Raw genomic sequence first — 19,708 nt, forward strand, 5'->3', positions numbered from 1 at the left:
TCGAGCCGGGGATGATCGTCAATCGAATTCGATCTACAAGAAGGGAAAACACCATCTGAGTTGTAGGTTTTTTCCCAAGATACGGATCCAAAAGCTGAATAAGCTTTTGGATCCTGTTACATGACGAAGTTAATACTTATTGCCATCCAAACTTGCGGATGTAAAACCCTTTTACTGCCTGGGTCAGCGCCATGTATGCCAGCAAAATCATGGGCAGGAACACAAAGTACAACCCCGGCAATGCCTCCAACTTGAAGTAGCCAGCCAACGGTCCCATAGGCAAGAAGATACCAACGGCCATGATGACCCCCGTCATCACCATCAACGGCATCGCTGCGCGGCTTTGAAGGAACGGGATTTTAGGCGTGCGAATCATGTGCACGATCAGGGTTTGGGTCAGCAGCCCGACCACGAACCAGCCCGACTGGAAAAGGGTCTGGTGCTCAGGTGTGTTGGCTTTGAACACGTACCACATCAGGGCAAACGTCAGGATGTCGAAGACAGAGCTTATCGGCCCGAAAAACAACATGAAACGCCCTACATCGGCAGGTTGCCAGCGCTGAGGTTTTTTCAGCATTTCCTCATCGACGTTATCGAAAGGGATGGCAATTTGTGACACATCGTAAAGCAGGTTCTGTACCAGCAAGTGCATCGGCAACATCGGCAAGAACGGAATAAACGCACTGGCGACCAACACCGAAAACACATTGCCGAAGTTCGAGCTGGCAGTCATTTTTATGTACTTGAGCATGTTGGCAAAGGTGCGGCGCCCCTCCAGCACGCCCTCCTCCAGCACCATCAGGCTTTTTTCCAACAGGATGATGTCAGCAGCCTCCTTGGCGATGTCTACCGCACTGTCCACCGAGATACCGATATCTGCCGTGCGCAACGCTGGGGCATCGTTGATCCCGTCGCCCATGAAGCCGACCACGTGACCATTGGCCTTGAGCAAACGCACGATACGTTCCTTGTGCGTAGGCGTGAGTCTGGCAAATACGTTGGTGGTTTCTACTGCCACCGCCAATTCGGCATCGCTCATGCGCTCAATGTCGTTGCCCATCAGCAGGCCTTGCTGCTCAAGACCCACCTCACGGCAGATTTTGGCCGTGACCAGTTCGTTATCACCGGTCAGAACCTTTACCGCAACGCCATGCTCGGCCAACGCTTTAAGCGCCGGCGCGGTGCTTTCCTTGGGAGGATCCAGGAATGCCACATAGCCAATGAGCGTCAGTGCCTGTTCGTCTGCCAGGCTATACGTGTCGCGCCCTGCGCTCATTGGCCGCGCCGCCACTGCCACGACCCGCAGCCCTTCCTCATTGAATTCGGCGGTGACCTGACGAATACGCGCCAGCAGTTCGTCACTCAGGGCTTCCTCCTGATCGCCATGGCGCACGGTGTTACACACTGCCAGCACTTCTTCGACGGCCCCCTTGCAGATCAACAGATGAGGCTGATCCTGCTGGGCCACCACCACCGACATGCGACGACGGGTAAAGTCGAACGGGATTTCATCAACCTTGCGCAAAGCCGTCCCCACGTTCAGCTCTCGATGAACCTCAACATGCTCAAGCACCGCAACGTCCAGCAGGTTCTTCAAGCCGGTCTGGTAGTAGCTATTGAGATAGGCCATTTCCAGCACATCGTCAGACTCTTGCCCCCATACATCAACGTGCCGGGCCAGGAAAATCCTGTCTTGGGTCAGGGTGCCGGTTTTGTCGGTACACAGCACATCCATCGCACCAAAGTTCTGAATCGCATCCAGGCGTTTGACGATGACTTTTTTACGCGACAGAAATACTGCGCCCTTGGCCAGGGTCGAGGTCACAATCATCGGCAGCATTTCCGGGGTCAACCCCACGGCCACCGACAACGCGAACAGCAAGGCTTCGGTCCAGTCCCCCTTGGTAAAACCATTGATGAACAGCACCAGTGGCGCCATCACAAACATGAAGCGGATCAGCAACCAACTGATGTTGTTGACCCCGGTCTGAAACGAAGTCGGACCACGGTCCGTGGCTCCGACACGCTGCGCCAGCGCGCCAAAGTAGGTGCTGTTACCGGTGGCCAGCACCACCGCCGTCGCCGCACCGGAAACCACGTTAGTGCCCATGAACACGATATTTTCCAGCTCCAGCGGGTTGCTGGTCTGGTTGTCAAACTGGCGGGAGAATTTCTCCACCGGCATGGACTCGCCCGTCATGGCGGCCTGGCTGACAAACAAGTCCTTGGCGCTGAGCACCCGGCAATCAGCCGGAATCATGTCCCCTGCCGACAACACAATCAGATCACCCGGCACCAGTTGCCTGATCGGTAACTCGATACGCTGCGCCCCCCGGATTTGCCGAGCCGCGCCAGAGAATTTGCCAAACATAGGCGAGGTGTCGGCACCGAAGTCACGGCGCATCACGGTGGCGGTATTACTCACCATTTCCTTGAGCCCATCAGCCGCCTTGTTGGATTTTGCCTCCTGCCAAAAACGCAGCACTGTCGACAGCACCACCATGGTGCTGATCACCACAGCGGCCTGAACATCATCGGTGGCCAGAGACACCCCTGCGAGCAGGGTCAGCAGCAGGTTGAACGGGTTTTTGTAGCAATGCCATAAGTGCACCCAGCGACTGAGCGGCTGCTCGTGTTCAACTTCATTGAGGCCGTGTTGCTGACGCAGCGCATCAACCTCGGCATCACTCAGGCCGTCAGTGTGGGTACCCAGGTTGTCGATCAGTACCGCACTGTCACTGTTCGCGGCAGCTACCAGCGTCTGCGCCAGCGTGGGGGGAACTTCGCGACTGACCGTGGTGTTGGTCATGCTGTCGAGCAAGGCAAGGCGCCGAAAGTGCCGACCAAAGTGGCGGGTGCGCAGAAAGCCTGCGAAGAATTCCTTCAGGGAGAGTTTCATGGTGCTACTCCTGTATCGCCCGTGCTCACACCTGATCGTTGATTACGCAGGCGACCTTGATCTCGAACCGCACGGCAATGCGGGCCGATGCTGGCGCCAGAGCAAACACACATTTGAGAGTCCCGCAAAAGGCTTCACGATTGAGGTCAGAACTGACCGAATCAAAACGCCGGCAACTTACGCTCGACGTTTTAAAGAGTAAACCGTCGGGAAACTTCTATCTTGTGTATCGGAAAGTTCTTCAGGAATGGTTCAGTCAACGCACTGACGCGACTACAAATCCCCGGGCAGCTGCAACCTGCAAATCAACACGTCACCGCCGCGCGTGACCGAGACCAACAGTTTGTACAACCGATGCCGTTCATGCGCGGCGCGCACTATTTTGGCAACCTTGCTGTCCGGATGGGCGAACAACTCTTTAGCAAGCTCCGACTCAACCCAGCTATCACCAAAGTGCAAACCTTTTTGGGTGTTATGCACTGCAATACTCTTCAGGGCACCGCCCGGCCCCCGATAAGCGCTGAGCCTGGTCGCCGCCACATACACTTCACCGTTGGGGCCTGTGAATACCAGACCGAGTAATCCTCGGCTCAACACGGTCTCACGGCCTAAAAATGTATACCCTTTGCGGTTCAAGACAGTGCTCAGAAACGGGGTCATGGCCCCCGCTGCGGATAGCACTATGCTTTTGGGATTGCTCAGTATGGTTTTTACCTTCGTATGCATCTCGCTCTCCTCGGCAGTCAGAGGCATAAAGTGCAGGTAATTACCCGACACAAGCGCAGCATTGATGTTGAAACTATTGCCGCCCAACACCGACAGCGGAATCAACCCCTGTAGCTCATCGTAAATCGGCAACCCATCCGGGATCGGCAGCCCGTTGATTTTCGCTTCGAAGATCCGTATCAGCGTTTCAACCGGCAACCCGTGGCGGTAGACATACTGCCTGGTCAATGTATCCAGCTCTACCAAACCGCGAGCCAAGAGAAGTTCAGGCACCGTATATTTGAGGATCTGATGCCCATAATTCGAAATATAACTCGAGACCTGCTGATCAGTAGCCGGTAGCGGCATTAACTGGCGTACCAAGGCGTCGAGCCTTGCCGAGAGATCCTTTTGCAGCACCTGGGCCGATAACAAACGCCATTCACCCATAAATTGAAAGGGGCCAGCCGGTTCCACCATCAATCCATCCTGCGTGCTGCCATCGGTTTTGATGATAGTGAAGCGATTTAGCGTCTGGTTGAACCGGGTCTCGTAAAAGTGCCCGCCAATCGAAATATAGTCCCTCTCTACGGGGTGTTGGATGTGATAAATACCTTCAGGCGACAGTCTTCCGCAGACCTCGAGCGCCCCTTGTTCAAGAGCATTGGGTCGATACAGCGAGTTAAAACCGTCACCATCCGTGCCTGCCGCTACCAACAGATCGTTCTCTCCAATCACCACTCGATGCATCAACTCACTACCGCTGATCATGGCTGGGGTAACGGCAGGCTGTACCACATAGTCTTCCAGCCCCAAAGTGACTGGCACGCAAGCGGACAGGCAACGTGAAGAACCTGCCATGGGTTCGGCGGTAACGGCGCGAAACTTGTTAGCCCACTCGGGCTTGATGCCATCTCTTTGCACGTTCTTGGCAAACAGCTTATCGAGACCTGAGTTGACCGGAAAGTCGTAGTCCGCCAGTAATCCTTGCGCTATCTCCAGCGACATACCGCAATTGATCAGTATGGTCTCGGCCGTTTTCCCGCCGCCTGGTAGTCCGTAACCCGCAGCATAGAACCACTCACCGGCCTCGCTTCTGCGAACAGGCAGCCCCAGACGTTGCGTGAAAGGGTCTTGCAGATGCAATGCCTGGGCATTTTTGGGACGTGCGACACGATAGCTTTGGCCTTTTTGCACAATAAATTGCACGCCATCCTTGCGATAACTGCCCAGGTCGTACTTTCCAGTTAGCGCGCAACCCTCATGCGCAGTGAACGGGACCTCATAACCGCTGAAGTCCGGTGCCAGCATTGGTTTAGGTTCAGGATTGATAACCCGGGCCCCCCTGCCTTCATGACTCAGGGCTTGTCGAGCCTTCAAGGGCTGCATCAACCACTTGGTTTGCTCGTGATCCTGAGGCGCCACTCTTTCCCAGGGACTTGCTTTAACGCCGTCCTCACCAAACGAAGCGACGGTAACAAGCATGTCGGTCATGCACATTCCGATTTGCAATACCTGCTGCGCCACTTCATAAGCAGAGTGGGCAGTGTGCAGTGCCTTAAATGCCTGAACGATGTAATAAATATCAGCCGCCATGTTCAAACCCGGGACAAATGCCAACCAGGTGAAGAGCTTGGCAATCCTTTGCTGATGGTTGCGTTCGTTGCGCAGGCGTTCGCGCTTGGCGTTTGACTGAGACATCAAGCGCAGCACCTGGATAATGCGATCAGAGCGAGCGGTGCTCAGGCCTCTGCCCATATCGATTTCGCCTGCAAACGTTGCGCCGATCCAATCCTGCGGTGCATAGCCCGCGCCGTCCGCCAGATGTTCTTGTATATGCGCTGCTTGCTCTTCAGGCTCCGTGCGTTGCGCAAGATAGACCAACCACTGCGGCTTGCTTCCCATCTCTGCCAATGCCGCGTTGGCCAACTCCAGACTGGGGTACATGACCAGGCTATTGCCGCCCGGGATACCGGGCAGATAGATCAGGGTCATATCCGAAAGCGTGTCACGAATGACCCGTACACCCGCGACCGAGGTCAAGCCATAACGTTCGACGACACTGCTGTAGGAGACATTTCCAACGGCGATATCCATGCCGCCCACCTTCAGGTCAGCCGCCTTGCGCGCCCCTATAGCGCGGCTGAACAAGGTTAGGGCCGATGGGTCCATTGCTTGCTGGCGGGCCATCCAGAGCTCCAGCTCCAGCGTTTGGCGAAATGGCCGAACCATAAGTTGAATCCGCAAATCGCTGCCGGGGGCCTCGCTGACCTGGTTTTCCTCCAGGCAGGGCTTGCCGTAAAACACCTGGTTGATCTGCTGTTCGTACGCCCCGCTGATATCCAGGGCCGACATTACCCTCGTCAAGTACCCAACACTCAGGCGAGTCTTCCACTCAGGTTTCAAAACCTGCAGATGTTTGAGGCGCAGCGCTATTGATGGGTCATCCGGGTCCATATTTTCCAGGGCAAATTGCACCAGGTTATAGGTGCGCACTCCTTGAGGAACTTGTGCCAGTTCAATCTGCGGCACGATGTTAGCGAAGGTAGGTAAATTCGCAGTCGGCAACGTGCTGATGATGTCCACATGATCCGGGAGGCTGAGCATGTCTGCCAACGGGTCCAATTCATCGTCAAAACCATCGTGTTTGAACTGCTCGCGTAGTTTCTGCGCAGCAAACTCATCGAGCGACGGCAAATGCTTGAACAGATAACGTTCAATAGCCAGCAGGTTTTCATTGATCTGCCTGGTCCGACGCGCGTAGTCGACCTGAACCTCGTTAGTCTCTAAAAGTAGCCACGGCGCAAGTTGCTGCTTAAGCAATTGAGCCTGGCGCATTAATAGAATGTGATCAAATGCCTGTTTGCGTGCCGCGTGCTCGGGTACTTGCAATACCAACGCACTGGTCTGGCCCAATATGCCCAGCGCTGCCTGCCGGTCGGCGCCAGTAATCACCAGCACATTGTTTTTTATCGCCTGCATGCTTTTCTTGTGGGCCTTGATTTGCGCTTTAACGCTGAACTCAATAATACCGAGGGTGATTTCGCTCAATTGCAGCGCAACTCGGACTGACACAGGCACCGTTTCAATCCATGCGCGTGCTGCAGCCTGCTGCTCCAGCGCAACCGTCGACCACAGCGAACAATCGGAACATCGGAACAGGGTCTGGCCCACATGCTCCTGTAATTGCGCCAATGATCTGAACTTGACCAAACCGCCGTCCTGACCTGGAACAAACAACAGTGCTGGCCCTGCGAGCGATGGCGTGAGCAATCCCTGGCGAGAGGTAATGGCGAAACTCCCGACCAAGGCAAATGGCTGCTGTGCGGTACCTATGGCAATCGCCACCACGCGCAGATCTGTAGCGCTGTCATGTCCCACGATATTAAGTTTCAACGCTTGAGTCAGTAGGGTGAAGTCCGCAGCGCCCAGCTGTTTGTGCAGGACTTGCAGCTGACCTTCAATCAGCAAGGCCTGACTGCGACTGGCAATCAAGCGACTCTGCGGCGAACCCTGACCTGCATCGCTGGTCAACAGATCGGCATTATCACGTTGCGTCACTGTTAATAAATCCTTCAAGCACGTTAACGACAGGGCGCGCTCGGCCTGCAATGCGGTTTGATACTTCACAAAAGCAATGAATGCCGCAGTATCTTCAGCCAATTGACCAGGCCTCAACAGCTGCAAAATACTGTGCTCGTAGAGCTCGATTTTTTCTTGGCGAATACGCAATGCCAGCTCAGGCGCCAAGCTGCCAAACGAAATATCGTCCTCATGCCAACGTGCGTGACCGCGCGCAAGCTCGGCCAGCACCTCAGTTAAATCAGCCGGCAGGCTTTTACCTGCCACTTCGCGGCGCCACTGCTCAGTGGTCTGGGCGTAACTCAAGGCAACACCACTAAGGTCTGTCGCCAACAGAATCGCCTCCCCGGTTTGCAATGCAGGACTAAGGGTTACCGCACAGATGAGCTCGTTGGTGTGCTGGGTGAACACGCTCGCGCGGGCGCTGTGTTCGAAAATATCACCTGCAACCGCTTTATAGTCGAGATGCTCAAGCGGTAGCCGGGCGCCTGAGCCATACAGCGTTGAGCGACTGTGATAGGGCAGCAGCTGCCATAACAACCAGCCTGGCTGCGCACCGCTGTCGATCCAGCGCACCATCTGCGCCCATAACCGAGAGCGCGAAGTGAATTCGAATAGCTCCATGCCCATACCCGGCACAAACAGCAGCTCGCGGGGGTTCTGCTCAGCGTCACGTCCATGGATCACAAATGCCCCCTTAAACACCACACCACCGCCATTGCCATGGGTCTGGCCATTGGCCCAAGCAATTTCACTGACCTGCAAATTACTGACTTCACCCCCCGCATCCATACGCTTCTGATCGGTTGGCGCATCGACTACCTGTAACCACGTTTCAAGCCCCTCTTCGCTCAACTGCCCAGACGCCTGGGCCAACAGTGCGCGGGTTTTGATCGAGACGCGGCGTAACTCGGCCACATGCTCGCAACAACTCACGCTTTGGCCTTGAGCAAGACCCTGCCAATAGTCGCGAACCGTCAGGTTGAAGCGGTCTTTAAGGTTGAGTGAGTCGAGTTGGTTCAAGATCTGAGCAGGACTCAGAGCAACAGGCTTGCTCGACGCGCCCGAGTCGTCGTTCAGACTGACTGCCTGATTGATATCGCCAGTAATGAAGTCGTCGCGCAGGCTCTCGACGGCAATCTGAGTCAAGGTCAACGTAACCGGTGCATCCGGTTGCAACGCACTGGTCCAGGTCAGTTTATCGGGATCACAATTTAAGGCCTGCGACACCTGTGCATGCACGACCTGATACAGCGTTGGCGCTGCGCTAAATAGGGCCTGGGACTCGGCCAGCGCGTGCTGGTTCAAGGTAACTGCCGCTTGCAGTTGATTGAGCAGCTCGCCAGGATACGCCGCCTCCTCAATCGCCCTCCCCAATTCGATCGATAACCGCTCGCGACGGGTCAGTTTGGCGGGCAAAGCAGAAGGCAGATAAGTCGTAAAAGACGTGTTGGGAAAAGTCATAACGCTCACTTTCTAAAGAAAAGAGCGCCTAGTACAACAGCGGGGCATTGGCCAAACGTGTTACTTAGTTAGGTCTTAGTACACGACTCAGGCGTTGTCCCACTGCCGAATCCGAATCCGGCAGTGCTTCATGGCGTTGACGATGTGCTTCTCGACCACGCTGCGCGACACCCCCAGGCGCTCGGCAATTTCAAGGTGAGACAAGCCCTCCAGCTTGCGCAGCAAAAAACATTCACGGCACGGCGCAGGCAGTTCGGCCAACGCTTTCTGGATCATATCCAGTCGCTGGCTCTGGTCCATCAGGACCTGCGGCGAGGGACTGAAAAAACGCTCTTCTCCGTCGAGCACTTCCAGCGGCTCGGACTGGCGCAGGGTGCTGCGCCGATGTCCATCGATAACCAGGTTGAGTGCCGTGCGGTACAAAAATGCACGCGGCTGTTCAATCGGCTCGCCACTGGAGCGCTCCAGCACTCGCACATAAGCGTCATGCACCACATCTTCGGCCGCCTGGGCATTACCCAGCCTGGCACTCAAAAAGCCCACCAGTTCTCGATAGTAGTTTTCCAACAGGACTCCAGGCCGCGACGGCAGCGGCAACACTCCATGAGCGCAGAAACAGATCTAATGGGATAGCGGCATGATGATGGCATTTGTGCGGATGTAATTTATAGTAATTCTCATATAGATTTAAAGCCCGCACGCTTAAACATTTCCGAAATATTCAGTTACAGACGCTCCAACCAATACCTAAATCCCTCGCCAAATCATTCGTTTACTCAACAGCTCCCCGTCTCTGTAGCGCTGGCGACAGCGTTTGTCTCTGGGTATTGGACCCTGACGGCATGACGACGGGTCGATATTCATTGCTCGGAACCCCGTATGAAACGCCCTCGACAGACCCGCCGTGCGCTGCTTATCACCTTGTGCTTATTGCTTGTCGCGACCGTCACAGCCTGGGCTTTGCTGACCCCGGGACGGCACGCGTATGACACCGTTCCTGTCACCCGGGGCGATATTGAAAGCAGCGTGACCGCACTTGGTACCTTGCAACCCCGGCAATACGTCGACGTGGGCGCGCAGGCTTCGGGGCAAATTCATAAAATCCACGTGGACGTTGGCACTGAAGTCAAAGAGGGACAGCTGCTGGTGGAGATCGACCCTTCCACCCAAACCGCCAAGCTCGATGCCAGCCGCTTTGCCATCGAAAATCTCAAGGCTCAGTTGCAGGAACAACGGGCCCTGCATGACCTGGCAAAGCAAAAACTCCAGCGCCAGCTACATCTGGCCAAAGGCGGCGCCACCCGCGAAGAGGATGTTCAAGCCGCCCGTGCTGAAGTTCGTACCACCCAGGCCCGGATCAACATGTTCGAGGCTCAAATCAGTCAAGCCCGGGCCAGCTTGCGCAGTGACGAAGCCGAGCTGGGATACACGCGCATCTATGCGCCCATGTCCGGCACGGTGGTGGCACTGGATGCCCGAGAAGGTCAGACCCTGAATGCCCAACAACAAACCCCGCTGATACTGCGCATCGCCAAACTCTCCCCCATGACGGTCTGGGCCGAAGTATCGGAAGCTGATATCGGCCACGTCAAACCCGGCATGCCCGCCTGGTTCACCACCTTGAGTGGTGGTAACAGGCGCTGGAGCAGCACTGTGCGACAAGTCTTGCCCGTACCGCCAAAACCCCTCAACGAGACCAGCCAGGGCGGCGGCAGCCCCGCCAGTAAAAGCGGCAGCGCCCGCGTGGTGCTGTACACCGTGCTGCTGGATGTCGACAACACTGATCAGGCACTGATGCCCGAGATGACCACCCAGGTATTTTTCGTCGCCGATCAGGTCAGGGATGTGCTGCTGGCCCCTATCGTCGCGTTGCAGGGCACCCCTGAAGACAACCGCCAGACCGCCCACATCGTGACCCAAAACGGCAAAGTCGAGCCGCGCGAAATCCGTACCGGCCTCAGCGACCGTTTGCGCGTGGAGATCATCGACGGTTTGAATGAAGGCGATCACCTGCTGATCGGCCCCGCCACCGGGAACGGAGGTTAAATGCCCACTCCCCTGATTGACCTGCAGGATATCCGCAAGGTCTACGGCGGTATCGATACTCCCGAAGTTCACGTGCTCAAGGGCATCAACCTGTCGATCCATGCCGGTGAGTTTGTCGCCATCGTCGGCGCTTCGGGCTCAGGCAAGTCAACCCTGATGAACATCCTGGGCTGCCTCGACCGCCCGACCTCGGGTCGCTACCTGTTTGCGGGCGAAGACGTCGCCCACCTCGACAGTGACGAACTGGCCTGGCTGCGCCGCGAAGCCTTTGGTTTTGTGTTCCAGGGCTACCACTTGATCCCCTCGGCTTCGGCCCAGGAAAACGTCGAAATGCCGGCCATCTATGCCGGTACCCCGGCCGCCGAACGCCACGCCCGAGCCGCCGCCCTGCTCGACCGCCTGGGCCTGGCCGAGCGCACCGCCAACCGCCCGCATCAATTGTCCGGGGGCCAGCAACAGCGGGTGTCGATAGCGCGCGCCTTGATGAACGGCGGGCACATCATTCTCGCTGACGAACCCACCGGCGCGCTCGACAGCCACAGTGGCGCCGAGGTCATGACCTTGCTCGACGAACTGGCGAACCAGGGTCATGTCGTCATCCTGATTACCCATGATCGTGAGGTGGCTGCACGGGCCAACCGGATCATCGAGGTACGCGATGGCGAAGTGATCAGCGACAGCGCCAACGGCAAGCAATCACCCGCTACCGAGAACCCCGACGCCTTGCAGGCCATCGACTTGCGCAAGCGCCTGAGCGAAGGCAGCGAAGCACGCGGGGCCTGGAAGGGTGAACTGGTGGATGCGGTTCACGCCGCATGGCGGGTGATGTGGATCAACCGTTTTCGCACTGCCCTGACCCTGCTCGGCATCGTCATCGGCGTGGCTTCTGTGGTGGTCATGCTGGCGGTCGGTGAAGGCAGTAAACGCCAGGTGATGGCTGAAATGGGCGCCTTCGGTTCAAACATTATTTACCTCAGCGGCATGCCACCCGGACCGAGGGCGCCGCTGGGCATCATCACCCTCAATGACGTGGCCGCCCTGTCGACCTTGCCGCAGGTCAAGATGATCATGCCTATCAATGGCGCCGAAATTGGCGTGCGTTACGGCAACGTCGATCACACCCTGTACACCGGTGGCAATGGCATCGACTTTTCGGCCATTTTCAACTGGCCGGTCGTGCAAGGCAGCTTCTTCACCCAGGCCGATGAAAACGCTGCGGCCGCCGTGGCCGTCATCGGAAAAAAGGTGCGCGATAAAGTCCTCAAGGATGTGCCCAACCCGATCGGCCAGTACATCCTGCTCGAAAACGTACCGTTTCGCGTGGTCGGCGTCCTGGCCGAAAAAGGTGCCAGCTCCGGTGACTCGGACAGTGACGCGCGCATCGTGGTGCCGTACTCAGCTGCCAGCGTGCGCCTGTTCGGCAGCCACAATCCGGAATACGTCGTTATCGCGGCGGCGGATGCCAGCAGGGTTCAGCAAGCCGAAAAGGCCATTGAGCAACTGATGCTCACGCTGCACCACGGTATCCGTGACTTCGAAATCACCAACAATGCAGCGATGATCCAGGCAGAAGCCAAAACCCGTAACACCCTGTCGTTGATGCTGGGTTCAATTGCCGCCATCTCGCTACTGGTCGGCGGCATCGGCGTGATGAACATCATGCTCATGACGGTGCGCGAGCGTACCCGCGAAATCGGGATTCGCATGGCCACCGGCGCCCGCCAGCGCGACATCCTGCGCCAGTTTTTGACCGAGGCCCTGATGCTGTCGGTGGTGGGCGGCCTGGCCGGTATCACCCTGGCCTTTATCGTCGGCGGGATGCTGTTGCTGTGCGATGTAGCCGTGGCGTTCTCCCTGACCGCCGTACTCGGTGCTTTTGGTTGCGCACTGGTAACCGGCGTTATTTTCGGCTTTATGCCGGCCCGCAAAGCTGCCCGGCTAGACCCGGTCACGGCCCTTACCAGTGAATGATCTATTGATGAAGCCGTCCTTGAGCCTGTTGACCCTGTGCCTGCTGTTGGGCGCGTGCAGCCACTCCACTCCTGATGACCACAACGACGTGATTGCCCCAGCGACCTGGCAGTCGGCACCGGGGCAAGCCCGCCATCAGATCAACCAGCAATGGTGGCAACAGTTTGGCAGCACCGACCTGGAGCATCTGGTCAACCAGGCGCGGCTCGGTAGCTACGATTTGGCCGCTGCAATGGCGCGGGTGCAGCAAGCCCGGGCTTCTGCCGTCATCGCCGGCGCACCGTTACTGCCCGAAGTCACCTTGGCCAGCAACGCCAATCGCGAAAAACTCCTGCGCGGCAAAGGCTACAGCCAACTGGAGGCTCGCGACGACAACCAGGCGGCGGACTATTTCGACACCCGCCTGAGCGCCAGTTATGAGGTGGATTTCTGGGGTGGCAAAGCGGCGGCCCACGACAGCACACTGCAGACCCTCAAGGCCAGCGAGTTTGACCGGGACACCGTCGAACTGACCCTGCTCAGCAGCGTCGCCAACAGCTACGTCCAAGCCCTGGCACTTGATGAGCAACTGCGCATTGCCCGACTCAATCTGGCCAATGCGCACAGCGTATTGGACGTCGTGCAGACCCGTCATGATGCGGGTTCGGCAACGGCCCTGGAACTGGCCCAACAAAAAAGCCTGGTTGCCAGTCAGCAGCGGCAAGTCCCACGGGTTGAGCAACAGACCCGGGAAGCGCGAATCACCCTCGCCGTCCTGCTTGGCCAACCTGTACAAAATCTGACACTGGGCGATACGCCTTTCACACGGTTGCATTGGCCTGCCATTGGCGGCGGATTGCCCAGTGAATTACTGAGCCGGCGCCCGGACATCGCGAGCGCCGAAGCCAAGCTGGTCGCAGCACGGGCCGATATCACCGTTGCCCGTGCGGCCATGTTGCCAAACCTGACCCTGAGCGCCAGCCTGGGCTCCGGGGCAGATCACTTTAGCGATGTCCTGCGCAGCCCGTTCTACACCCTCACCGCCGGACTGATAGCGCCGATTTTCAACAATGGTCGCCTCGGCGCCGAGCGCGACAAAGCCACCGCCCGCCAACAAGAACTGCTGCAAACCTATAGGGCTAGCATCATCAGCGCGTTTGCCGACGTCGAAAAAGCCCTCAACAGCTCCAACGGCCTGGACCAGCAACGCCAATGGCAGGATGAAGAACTCAAGCAGGCACAACGGGCCTTCGACATTGCGCAAGACCGCTACAAGGCCGGTGCCGAGATGCTGCTTACGGTACTGGAAACCCAGCGCACGCTGTATCAGGCCCAAGACCAGTACGTACAACTGCGCCTTGCGCGACTGCAAGCCAGTATTGCGTTGTACAAGGCACTCGGGGGCGGCTGGGGCACTTATGCACTGGACAACAGCCATGCTACTGCACCCGTAGCAGCTGCCGTAGGAACGAGGCTGCGTCCGAGCGCGAAGCGGTCGTAAAATCTAAGTCCGTAGGCGTATCCAGTGCAACGCATTTACTGATTTTACGATTGCTGCGCAGCCGGACGCAGCCTCGTTCCTACGGCAGCTGCTACGCAAGGTGTTTAAAGGCCAAAGCGCTGCAACTGCATTTCCTGTAGACGGCTCAAGGTCCGGCGGAAGGCGAACTCCAGGTAGCCCTGGGTGTAGAGCTGATCCATTGGTACTTGAGCTTCAATGCAAACAGGCACTTTGCGGTCGTAACACTCGTCGATCAGCGCAATGAAACGCCGCACGCTGTCATCGTATTTGGACAGCTGCGGCAGTTCGCGATCACCTGCCTCGACTTTCACCGCAGCGTCTTCCGTACCGCGGGCAATTTTGCCCTCGCGCTGCTCGGCACTCAGGCAAGGCACGCCGCTGAGTAATATCACCGTGTAGCGATCACAGATTTCCATGAATTCAGTAGCGGCCAGCGGTTGCTCGCACAGTTCGTGAAAGTCGCACCACAGCACGGCATCACTGGCCTGCACTACATTCAGCGAACGGTACCCCACGCCTATGGGCTGATCTGACACCACCTGCCCTTGGGTTAAATCCTTGAACACCGGCTCAATTGCACTTGGCTGACCCGGACCCGTTACCCAATACCGTTGATGAGCAATGCCGGGGTGCAGGCGATGGTCCTCAACCCCGTTCACCGAGACCACCTCCATATGCTTGAGAATCGCAGTGATCCCGGGCGCAAAGCGATCCCGGTTGAAACCGTGACCGTAGAGATCTTCGGGTGGCTGGTTAGAGGTGCACACCAGCACCACGCCTTCATCGAACATGACCTGAAACAAGCGGCCAAGAATGATCGCATCGGCAATGTCATTGACGAACAGTTCGTCAAAACACAGCACGTTGACTTCCTCACTCAAGCCTTTGGCCAGGGCCTTGAGCGGGTCCGCCGTCCCGGTCAGCTGGAACAGGCGCTGATGCACCCATTGCATGAAATGATGGAAATGCTGACGCCGGGCCGGCACCTGCAGGCTTTGGTAGAAGCGATCCATCAACCAGGTTTTGCCCCGGCCTACCGGGCCCCACAAATACACGCCCTTAACCGACTGTGCTCCTGAATGCACTGCCTCATGGCAACTTTGCAGTGCTTGCACAGCCCTCCATTGGGCAGGGTCATGGACAAAACCCTGCTGCTCAATGGCTTGTTGATAGGCACTGAGGGGGGACTCGATATTCATTCGGATGACTGACTCCTGAATCAGGAGTGCCAGTATGCCAGCAAGGACACACTCCGAGCACTTGAAAATAGCCACAACGCCACCACATTGTTACCCGAGCGGTAACAGAGCCTTTTGCCATCCCGTCTTTTTACTTGGGTGGATCGGCGTAACATTGTTCATATGCTTCACACATAGATTGACACGGATACACGGTACTTCGTACGCACCTGACAACGTTGGCAGGTGCCGTAACTTCTTCCCGCCTCATCGGCAAATGAAGTCAGTCAATTTAAACTCTTGATTACTTTAGAGGCACTACCATGAAAAACTTGATCGCACTCTTTCTTGCCGGCTTTGCAACGCTGGCCGTTGCAGGTGAAACTTCCGCTGTCCAGACCCCAACGGTCGAATCGTACAGTTATGGAACTAAGCTGGATATTGCACGGGTCATCAACCTGTCGACCATTCCCGATGTATGTGAAGTTGTACCCGCCACCATGACCTACGAAGACTCCCAGGGTCAGCGTCACATCCTTGAATACAAGGCCATGGGTGACGGTTGCAGTTCGCACTAATTTTGAGTGGTTGCACCCACTGTTACGACCCCGGCCCCCTCTTGCGAGGGGGCTTTTTGTTGTGTGTTGATCAAGCCCAAGGATTGTTACTGATTCGGAAAGACTGCTTGGCGATCTTTTGACTTTAATCAATACGCGCGGGGCGTATTCTATGTTCATCCCTCAACGCAACATTGAAACAGGGCACGGTACTTCGTGTTACGTCACTTCCCTACAGGGCGTAACAACTTCTCCCGCCAACAGGGCAATTGAAGTCAGTGATTCGTGATTGTTTTAAGGTCTTAATAATGAAACGTTTGATTGCTCTTGCACTGGTTGCTTTTTCAACACTGGCTGTTGCTGACGAAGTTCAAGTACCCCAACAACAACCTGCGGTTGAACAGTACACTTACGCCACCGATCTCGATATTGCCAACGTGATCAGCGTGACGCCGATTGCAGATGTTTGTGAAGTCGTACCCGCACAGATGACCTACGAAGACCATCAGGGTCAGCGTCATATTCTTGAATACCGTGTGATGGGCAATGGTTGCAGCAACGGCTAATACCCGCTCCAGACGCAACGATCTAGCGGGTTTGCTCCCGCACCTGATCAAATCCAAGCCTCCGTTTAACGGGGGCTTTTTTATGAGCGCCATTGGGAGGTACTCTCGACTCAAATTACTGGCAAGGAGCCACCTCCCATGCAGCCCCCACCAACACTTCAGACCCGACGACTCTTACTGCAGCCACTGCAGTTAAGTGACGCGCCCGCGATCCAGCAACGCTTCGCCCATTGGGAGGTCGTGCGCTACTTGAACGCGCTCGTGCCCTGGCCCTATCCCGCCGATGGGGCTCTGGGTTATTTACGCGATGTGGCGTTGCCCGCCGTTGCACGCGGCGAAGAATGGCACTGGACAATTCGCTTGCTCTCGCAGCCGGACGAACTGATTGGCAGCATCAGCTTGATGGATACCGTCGATAACAACCGGGGCTTCTGGCTGGCACCGCAATGGCAAGGCCAGGGGCTGATGAGCGAAGCGTGCGGGACAGTTGACGCCTTCTGGTTCGAGACCTTGGGCCGCGAACGCATGCGGGTGCCAAAAGCCTCCCCAAACGTGGCATCGCGACGAATTTCCGAACGGGCCGGAATGCAGTGGGTCAGCAGCGAAGAAAAAGATTTTGTCAGCGGCAGGTTTGCTTGCGACCTGTGGGAAATGACTCGGGAACAATGGCTGTTGCGGCATAGGCGCAATGATTGAAGCGGCAAGTTCAAAACACCCGGCCCTGTCAAAAGTTACGATCAGGGCCGGGTTAAAACGCTCAGCGGGGGATTCGTCTCAGGTGAGGAGAATCAGTCTTTCTTCTCGGAAATCACCTTGCCGGTCGAATCGAAGATAATTTCATATTCCAGGCCATCGACCTTCTTGATCCCTTCTGCTTTCCAGATGCCAGCAGCCGGGTCTTGAGCTTCAATTTTCTTGATCACGGTGTAGCCGTTCTTGTTCTTGAGCACTTCTACCAACTCTTTGGAGAATGCCCAGTTCGGGTCAACAGGCTGAGCCATCGCTGCACCGGCACTCAACAAAGCAGCAGTAGTGATTACAGCAGCAAAGGTTTTCTTCAACATTGTCTTAACTCCATTAATTGATGTTGCGTCTGGTACTCAATGTGACTGGAACAACCGTAGCAGAGAAAAACGCGGCCATACGGCTAATTGACATGCTTTTGACATGGCTCATGTTCTCGTTACCTCCAGTGCGGGGTTAGAATGCGCAAAACCGGGAAAAGCCAATGAGTGAAACACGCCCCACAGAAGCCGAAAACGATGTCATCACTGAAGCTGCGGCCCAGTGGTGCATGCGCTTGCACGAGCCCGATTGCACACTCCAGGAACGTGATGCTTTTGCGGTGTGGTTAAACACTGATCCCCGGCACGCTGTTGAATATGAGGCAATGCTGGACATTTGGGATGTCAGTGAACACCTGTCGCGCCCCGCGCCCGCCGAAGCCCGGGTGATTGCATTGCCTGCACCACGTCGCACGACCTGGCAGCGTTTTGCCGTGGCCGCAGCCGTGACTCTCCTCGCCGTCCCTGTAGCGGCCTACAGCGGCTGGCAACTGGGCTGGATTCCTGATGCCCATGAACGCTTTACGGCCGATACCCGTGCGAAGACGGTGACACTGCCCGATGGCAGTCAAGTCGAGCTCAATCTGGGTACGCAACTGACTTTCAGCAACTACAAGGACGAACGCCGGGTAACCCTGGGCAAGGGCGAAGCATTTTTCAAGGTCAGTCACGATGTCTCGCACCCGTTTCTGGTCCAGGCCGCAGAGGGACAGGTTCGGGTCACAGGCACTCAGTTCAATGTGTGGATGTACGAAGATCAGGTGCGGGTCACGCTGCTGGAGGGCTCAGTGCTGGTCACCAGCAACAAGCACCTGAGTGGCGACGGCTTGCGTCTGGAACCGGGGATGCAGGCGCGCTACAAGGCTGGCGACTACGCCGCACAAATCAGCCAGACCTCAACTGGCATGCCGGATCTGGCGTGGCGCAACGGCAAGCTGGTGCTCGATAACCTGTCACTGGCCGACGCCCTGCCCCTGATCAACCGCTACCTCGACAGCCCGCTTTCTGTGGCCGACAGCGCCACTGGCAAGCTGCGCATTGGTGGCGTATTCAACACCCGCGAAATCGACCATCTGGTGACATCCCTGCCCAAGGTCTTGCCGGTGTACCTGAGCCGCACTACGGACGGCAGGCCCGTGCTGAACGCCCGCACAAGCCTTTAAAAGAGCCGTGTAGATACTTGCTTCAGGTCAAGGCCCCCTTGCTCGCGAATGACCTTCGCGAGCAGGCTCGCTCCCACGGTTGAAGGCTGCGACGTCATTTCACACTTTTGCACGGCTGACCGTCCGGTTCCGAAACCTCAGTGCACAGGTGAAACACCGCACAGATTAAAAAAATTTAATAATCAGTCCAAACCCCCGTCCCCATTGGGCGAGAACGCGACTGAGACGAATTCACGACAAAATTTCTACATTCCAGTGTTCATGATTTAAGCCGCTCATTCGTCTAGTTAACCAAGAGCGCTTTTTTATTTTTTCCTGATCAGGCTCTGAAAAGGAGTTTTTTGCATGCACAACCAGCAAATACCAACGGATGGTAGCAACCAGCATCGCGACGCAGCTTTCCAGCCCGATTCAGGGTTGCTGGAAGCGCTGACTCCCTTGCAGGGCAACGAACGGATCCGCCACTTACTCAAGTGCTTCGGGCTACGTACCAGCCTGGTGAGACTCAAAGTCATTGATGCATTGCTGACGGCGGCCGGCAATGATCGCAGGTTGGGGGTACGCGGCATGCACAGCCACTTGCAGGCACTGGATATTCCACTGTCATTTCTGAGTGTGCGCGAGGTGCTCAAGCGTCTGTGCAGCGAAGGGGTGGTGGTACTCAACAGCGACAAGAGCTACAGCCTGCATCCACAGGCTGAAGCCGTTTTGGTCGGGCAAATCGAGGCTTAAATCTTGGTTTTGCGGCGCATCACACCATTGATCACAACCACGATCACTGCCACGCCGATGGCGACGTACTGGAACATTTTTTCAGTGATCATGCCGGCGTTTTGCATGTACGAAAGACCAAACATGATTCCCAGAACCACCAATGAAATCAAAATCGAGTATTTCAAGCGCTGCGAAGGGGTCATAACCTGTTCCTGAAAGTAAGTCTGAAAGCGAAAACCGGAAATTAACAAAAACGTTCGGCTTTCGAAAATGAATTGAAATATTCAAGGCCATATCT

Annotated in this window: 14 protein-coding genes; 8 read left to right on the forward strand and 6 right to left on the reverse strand. The window is 56.5% G+C overall.

Annotation, left to right across the window (positions count from 1 at the left end):
- Positions 1-136 precede the first annotated feature (136 nt).
- The 3 genes from mgtA to TU76_RS11480 form a co-directional block, all read right to left on the reverse strand.
- Complete coding sequence (gene mgtA, locus TU76_RS11465) at positions 137-2,899, reverse strand: magnesium-translocating P-type ATPase (RefSeq protein ID WP_046810856.1); 2,763 nt, start codon at positions 2,897-2,899, stop codon at positions 137-139.
- Positions 2,900-3,172: 273 nt separating this feature from the next.
- A complete protein-coding gene (locus TU76_RS11475; RefSeq protein ID WP_048351683.1) occupies positions 3,173-8,650 on the reverse strand; it encodes a dermonecrotic toxin domain-containing protein in 5,478 nt (1,825 codons plus the stop codon).
- A gap of 87 nt (positions 8,651-8,737) precedes the next feature.
- On the reverse strand, positions 8,738-9,217 hold the full coding sequence (locus TU76_RS11480) for a sigma-70 family RNA polymerase sigma factor (protein ID WP_019828345.1): 480 nt from the start codon (positions 9,215-9,217) through the stop codon (positions 8,738-8,740).
- A gap of 312 nt (positions 9,218-9,529) precedes the next feature.
- Between TU76_RS11480 and TU76_RS11485 the strand changes: the two genes are divergently transcribed.
- From TU76_RS11485 to TU76_RS11495, 3 genes are read left to right on the forward strand one after another with little or no spacing between them, the layout of a single operon-like run.
- Positions 9,530-10,696 carry an efflux RND transporter periplasmic adaptor subunit gene (locus TU76_RS11485; RefSeq protein WP_048351684.1) on the forward strand — a complete coding sequence of 389 codons (1,167 nt, stop codon included), beginning with the start codon at positions 9,530-9,532 and terminating at the stop codon, positions 10,694-10,696.
- The gene (locus TU76_RS11490; RefSeq protein ID WP_046810854.1) at positions 10,697-12,667 is read left to right on the forward strand and encodes a MacB family efflux pump subunit; all 1,971 of its coding nucleotides are present in this window, start codon (positions 10,697-10,699) and stop codon (positions 12,665-12,667) included.
- 7 nt (positions 12,668-12,674) lie between these two features.
- Entirely contained in the window at positions 12,675-14,147 is a 1,473-nt protein-coding gene (locus TU76_RS11495) for an efflux transporter outer membrane subunit (RefSeq protein ID WP_048351685.1), read from the forward strand.
- A gap of 104 nt (positions 14,148-14,251) precedes the next feature.
- On the opposite strand, the gene zapE is transcribed toward TU76_RS11495, so the two are convergent.
- Entirely contained in the window at positions 14,252-15,367 is a 1,116-nt protein-coding gene (zapE, locus tag TU76_RS11500) for a cell division protein ZapE (RefSeq protein ID WP_019828349.1), read from the reverse strand.
- 302 nt (positions 15,368-15,669) lie between these two features.
- Between zapE and TU76_RS11505 the strand changes: the two genes are divergently transcribed.
- From TU76_RS11505 to TU76_RS11515, 3 genes are all read left to right on the forward strand, one after another.
- Complete coding sequence (locus tag TU76_RS11505) at positions 15,670-15,924, forward strand: DUF2790 domain-containing protein (RefSeq protein ID WP_048351686.1); 255 nt, start codon at positions 15,670-15,672, stop codon at positions 15,922-15,924.
- A 287-nt stretch (positions 15,925-16,211) separates the two neighbouring features.
- Positions 16,212-16,469 carry a DUF2790 domain-containing protein gene (locus tag TU76_RS11510; protein ID WP_019828351.1) on the forward strand — a complete coding sequence of 86 codons (258 nt, stop codon included), beginning with the start codon at positions 16,212-16,214 and terminating at the stop codon, positions 16,467-16,469.
- 138 nt (positions 16,470-16,607) lie between these two features.
- The gene (locus TU76_RS11515) at positions 16,608-17,165 is read left to right on the forward strand and encodes a GNAT family N-acetyltransferase (protein WP_048351687.1); all 558 of its coding nucleotides are present in this window, start codon (positions 16,608-16,610) and stop codon (positions 17,163-17,165) included.
- 92 nt (positions 17,166-17,257) lie between these two features.
- Here TU76_RS11515 and TU76_RS11520 read toward each other — a convergent pair whose 3' ends face one another.
- Positions 17,258-17,533 (reverse strand): PepSY domain-containing protein, encoded by a 276-nt coding sequence (locus TU76_RS11520; protein ID WP_016782369.1) that lies wholly within the window; start codon positions 17,531-17,533, stop codon positions 17,258-17,260.
- Between the two features lie 164 nt (positions 17,534-17,697).
- Here TU76_RS11520 and TU76_RS11525 point away from each other — a divergent pair, with 164 nt between their 5' ends.
- Positions 17,698-18,696: a FecR family protein gene (locus tag TU76_RS11525; RefSeq protein WP_019828353.1), complete on the forward strand. Its 999-nt coding sequence runs from the start codon at positions 17,698-17,700 to the stop codon at positions 18,694-18,696.
- Positions 18,697-19,041: 345 nt separating this feature from the next.
- On the forward strand, positions 19,042-19,428 hold the full coding sequence (locus TU76_RS11530) for a hypothetical protein (protein WP_019828354.1): 387 nt from the start codon (positions 19,042-19,044) through the stop codon (positions 19,426-19,428).
- Here the strand turns inward: TU76_RS11530 and TU76_RS11535 are convergent.
- Entirely contained in the window at positions 19,425-19,613 is a 189-nt protein-coding gene (locus TU76_RS11535) for a hypothetical protein (protein WP_019828355.1), read from the reverse strand. The two genes, TU76_RS11530 and TU76_RS11535, sit on opposite strands and share 4 nt — an antisense overlap.
- Between the last annotated feature and the right edge of the window lie 95 nt (positions 19,614-19,708).

This window comes from Pseudomonas psychrophila, assembly GCF_001043005.1.
GTDB classification, from domain to species: domain Bacteria; phylum Pseudomonadota; class Gammaproteobacteria; order Pseudomonadales; family Pseudomonadaceae; genus Aquipseudomonas; species Aquipseudomonas psychrophila.